Annotated in this window: 1 protein-coding gene; it reads left to right on the top strand. The window is 37.9% G+C overall.

Features of this window, described 5'->3' with window-relative positions; translation table 11 throughout:
* The coding region (locus tag AC5590_RS02690; RefSeq protein WP_248277458.1) for an AAA domain-containing protein at window positions 1–848 on the top strand (848 nt) is incomplete at both ends.

Below are 848 nucleotides of genomic sequence, written 5' to 3'. Positions count from 1 at the left end.
TCATGTTGAAGGGAATATCAGCAATAATGTTAATCAAGAAGAAGTTTCTGCTGTATATGATTTAATAAAACATTTGCTTAATAAAGGTTACTCACTAGAAGATATAGGTGTTATTTCTCCCTTTAAGGTTCATGCTGATGCATTGAGGGAGCATTTAGCTAAAAATTTCTCTGGATTAGATCCAAAATCTATTGGGACGGTTCACACTTTTCAGGGTGCCGAGAAAAAGGTAATTATCCTATCTACAAAGGTTTGCCGCTCGCAAGATAATGTTTCCTGGATTAACAAGCGACCAAACCTTCTTAATGTGGCTGTATCGAGAGCAAAAGAATTGTTTATTTTGGTCGGGAATCTTCACAGGCTAGAGAAAGGAAACCTTACCCGTCAGCTTGTGGAACATATTAGAGAAAATGGAGTTATTTCCGAGTACAAAACTGAGGCAGAAATTCCCCCGCAGCAGCCTGGTTCTGCTCCAGTTTATGATTGTGACCATTTGAAAGTTTTTAGAGAAGCTATTGAACAAGCTGAACAGGAACTGATGATTGTCTCGCCTTGGATTCGGGGCAATGAACCAAAACGGTTTGTTAATGATATTGTTTCAGCGTTGGAAAGAGGGGTAAAGGTAACAGTAATTTACGGTAACAAAGAAAGCGAGGAAAATGATAATAATTATGCTCTAGCTGAGAATAATTTGAAAGAATTATTTTCTCAATATCCTGGCTCACATCTAATTCGCTTAGGTGGAGAAAGACATATAGAAAGCAGGGGAACAAATGAAAAAATATTGGTTTGCGATACTAAGTTTGCTGTTTTAGGAAGTTGGAATTGGCTTTCTCACCCTTATAGGG

Source organism: Brasilonema octagenarum UFV-OR1 (assembly GCF_963888615.1).
In the GTDB taxonomy this organism is placed as follows: Bacteria; Cyanobacteriota; Cyanobacteriia; order Cyanobacteriales; family Nostocaceae; genus Brasilonema; species Brasilonema sennae.
The sequence above is the reverse complement of the archived record's forward strand: the minus strand, read 5'-3'. Positions and strand labels throughout refer to the sequence as shown.